Source organism: Kitasatospora sp. NPDC101176 (assembly GCF_044768035.1).
GTDB lineage: Bacteria > Actinomycetota > Actinomycetes > Streptomycetales > Streptomycetaceae > Kitasatospora.
In genome coordinates this window covers 1-4160 of the sequence record NZ_JBIWPA010000062.1, presented here as the reverse complement: position 1 = coordinate 4160, position 4160 = coordinate 1, and the positions used below count along the sequence as shown (strand labels likewise).

Sequence of the window (4160 nt, the reverse complement as noted above, 5' to 3'; positions counted from 1 at the left end):
ACCACCCACACCCACGGCCACCACCCCACCAACCACACCCCCAACCCCCACCTCCCCCTCCCCACCTACCCCTTCACCCACCACCACTACTGGCTGATCCCGCAGACCCCCTCCGGCGGTCCGGAGCGGCTCGGCCTCGACGCCCCGAACCACCCGCTGCTCGGCGCCTCGCTCGAACTCGCCGAGGACGGCGGCCTGTTGCTCACCGGGCGGCTGTCCCTCGACACCCACGCCTGGCTGGCCGACCACGAGATCCTCGGCCGCCCGCTGCTTCCCGGCACCGCCTTCGTCGACCTCGCGCTCACCGCCGGCGAGCGCGCCGGCGCCCCGCGCCTGGACGACCTCACCCTGGAGGCCCCGCTCGCCCTCCCCGCGACCGGCTCGCTGAGCATCCAGCTGGCGGTCGGGGCACCGGAGTCCGGCAGCGGAGCGCGCACCCTGGCCGTCCACTCCCGCCCCGCCGACGGCACCGGCGAGTGGACCCGGCACGCCGTCGGCCGGCTCGCCCCCGCCACCGGACCGGCGCACCCCGCCCACCCGGCGGCACCGGCACCCGCCTGGCCACCGAGCGGCGCCGAGGCGATCGACACCGAGGCGCTCTACCGGCGGCTCGCCGAGCTCGGCTACGCCTACGGCCCCGCCTTCCACGGCGTGCGGGCCGCGTGGCACCGGGGCGCCGAACTGTTCGCCGAGCTCGCCCTGCCGCAGGAGCTGCACGAGGCCGCCGCCCGGCACCCGCTGCACCCGGCCCTGCTGGACGCCGCCCTGCACCCGCTGGTGGGCCGCGCCGCCGAGGAGGCCGACGGGCTGCCGCTGCCGTTCTCCTGGTCCGGCGTGGAACTGCACGCCACCGGCGCCGACGCGCTGCACGTGCACTGGCGGGACGGGGCGCTGGACGCCCGGGACACCGCCGGCCGACCCGTCCTCACCGTCGAGTCCCTGGCCCTGCTCCCGCTGCGGCCCGACCAGGTGGCACCGGCCACCGGCGGCGGCCGCGACCTCCACCGCACCGGGTGGACGCCCGTACGGCCCGCCGCGCCCACGCCCACCACCCTGGTCCAGGCCCTCGCGGACCTCCCCGCCGACGCAGCCGTGGCCCCTGTGGTCGCCGTGCCCGCACCGGGCGGCCGCGACGCCGTCGCCGCCACCCTGGAGCTGCTGCAGACCTGGCTCGCACAGGAGCGCTTCGCCGGCTCCCGGCTGCTCGTGCTCACCCGCGGCGCCCTGGCCGTGACGGCCACCGACACCGTCCCGGACCCGTGGGCCGGCGCCGTCTGGGGCCTGCTGCGCTCCGCCCAGGCCGAGCACCCGGACCGCTTCGCCGTCGCGGACCTGGACGTCCCGGCCGAGACGGCCGCACTCGCCACCCTGCCCGCCGATGAGCCCCAACTCGCGCTGCGCGACGGCACGTTCCACGCCCCGCGGCTCACCCGAGCGGCCGCCCCGGACGGCACCGCCCCGGACTTCACCGACCGCACCGTACTGGTCACCGGCGGCACCGGCGCCCTGGGCAGCACCGTCGTCCGGCACCTCGCCGCCCGGCACGGCGCCCGACACCTGCTGCTGCTCAGCCGACGCGGCGCGGACGCCCCCGGCGCGGCCGAACTCGCCCGGGAGCTGGCCGAGTCGGGCGCCGAGGTGCGGTTCGCCGCCGTGGACGCCGCGGACCGCGAGGCGCTCGCCGCCGTCCTCGCCGACGTCCCCGCCGAACGCCCGCTCGGCGCCGTCATTCACCTCGCCGGCGTGCTGGACGACGGCGTCCTCGCCGACCTCACCCCCGAGCGGCTGGACGCCGTCCTGCGGGCCAAGGCCGACGCCGCCCGGCACTTGCACGAACTCACCGACGGCCTCGACGCCTTCGTCCTGTTCTCCTCCGTCACCGGCACCACCGGCACCGCCGGCCAGGCCAACTACGCCGCCGCCAACGCCTACCTCGACGCCCTCGCCCAGCACCGCCACTCCCTCGGCCTGCCCGCCACCTCCCTCGCCTGGGGCCTCTGGGCCGACCAGGAGGGCATGGCGGGCGAGCTGGGCGCCGCCGGGCTGGCCCGCTGGGCCCGCGCCGGCCTGCCCGCGCTCGGCACCGAGGAGGCGCTCGCCCTGTTCGACGCCGCCCTGCGGCACCCCGAGCCGGCCCTCGTCCCGGTCCGCTTCGACCCGGTGGCGCTGCAGGCCCGGGCCGCCGCCGGCCCGCTCCCGGCGCCGCTGCGCGCCCTGGTCCGCGCCCCGCGCCGCCGGGCCACCGCCGCCACCGCGGCCGCGACCGGCCGGTCCTGGGCCGACCGCACCGCCGCCCTGGCCGCCCCCGACCGGACCCACACCACCACCGACCTGGTGCTGACCACCGTCGCCACGGTGCTCGGGCACGCCACCGCGGCCACCGTCGAAGCCACCCGGGCCTTCAAGGAACTCGGCTTCGACTCACTCACCGGGGTCGACCTGCGCAACCGGCTCGCCGCCGCCACCGGCCTGCGGATCGCCGCCACCGCCGTCTTCGACCACCCGTCGCCCGCCGCCCTCACCGAGCACCTGCTCGCCCTCCTCCCGGGCGGCACCGCACCCGCCCGCGACCAGGCCGCGCCGGTCACCGCCGCCGCGGACGACGACCCGATCGTCATCGTCGGCACCGCCTGCCGCTACCCCGGCGGGGTCGCCTCCCCCGAGGACCTGTGGCGGCTCGTCCTCGACGGCACCGACGCCATCGGCGACTTCCCCGGCGACCGCGGCTGGGACCTCGACGCCCTCTACGACCCCGACCCGGAGCGGATCGGCACCTCCTACACCCGGCACGGCGGATTCCTGCTCGACGCCGCCGGGTTCGACGCCGAGTTCTTCGGCATCAGCCCGCGCGAGGCGCTCGCCATGGACCCGCAGCAGCGCCTGCTGCTGGAGACCGCCTGGGAGACCTTCGAGCGCGCCGGGATCGACCCGGCCTCCGTCCGGGGAACGCGCACCGGCGTCTTCGCCGGCGTGATGTACAACGACTACGGCTCACGGCTGAGCAAGGCGCCCGAGGAACTGGAGGGGTACCTGCTCACCGGCAACACCGCGTCCGTCGTCTCCGGCCGGCTCGCCTACACCTTCGGCCTGGAGGGCCCGGCCGTCACCGTCGACACCGCCTGCTCCTCCTCGCTGGTCGCGCTGCACCTGGCCGCCCAGGCCCTGCGCCAGGGCGAGTGCGACCTCGCCCTGGCCGGCGGCGTGACGGTCATGTCGCGCCCGGACACCTTCGTCGAGTTCAGCCGCCAGCGCGGCCTCTCCGCCGACGGCCGCTGCAAGTCCTTCGCGGCCGCGGCGGATGGCACCGGCTGGTCCGAGGGCGTCGGCCTGCTGCTGGTCGAGCGGCTCTCCGACGCCCGCCGCCACGGCCACCGGGTGCTGGCCGTCCTGCGGGGTTCGGCGATCAACCAGGACGGCGCCAGCAACGGCCTCACCGCCCCCAACGGCCCCTCCCAGGAACGCGTCATCCGCCAGGCCCTCGCCTCCGCCGGCCTCACCGCCGGCGACGTCGACGCCGTGGAGGCACACGGCACCGGCACCCGCCTGGGCGACCCGATCGAGGCCCACGCCCTGCTCGCCACCTACGGCCAGGACCGCGAAACCCCGCTCCTGCTGGGCTCGTTGAAGTCCAACATCGGGCACAGCCAGGCCGCCGCCGGCGTCGGCGGCATCATCAAGATGATCGAGGCGATGCGGCACGGCGTGCTGCCCCGCACCCTCCACGTGGACGCGCCCTCGCCCTACATCGACTGGGAGACCGGGGCCGTCGAACTGCTCACCGAGCAGACCGCCTGGCCCGAGCACGGGCGGCCGCGCCGCGCCGCCGTCTCCTCCTTCGGCATCAGCGGCACCAACGCGCACGTCATCCTGGAACAGGCGCCGCCCAGCCCGCCCGTGCACATCCAGGACGACCCGACGGCCGGGCCGGTGCTGTGGCCGCTCTCCGGGCACAGTGCCCGCGCCCTCCGGGAACAGGCCGCCCTCCTCGCGGAGTTCGTCCGCGGCCGCACCGACCCGCTCACCGCGATCGGCGCGGCGCTCAGCCACGGCCGGGCCACCCTGGAACACCGTGCCGCGGTGCTGGCCGCGGACCGCGAAACCGCCCTCGCCGCCCTGGACGCCCTCACCCACGACCACGACCACCCCGCCCTCCTGCGCGG

1 protein-coding gene is annotated in these 4160 nt (G+C 77.4%); it reads left to right on the top strand.

Translation table 11 applies throughout. The features are described from left to right. Window positions 1-4160 (top strand): type I polyketide synthase (locus tag ACIRS1_RS38340; RefSeq protein ID WP_402847302.1); only part of this gene is annotated, 4160 nt, incomplete at both ends.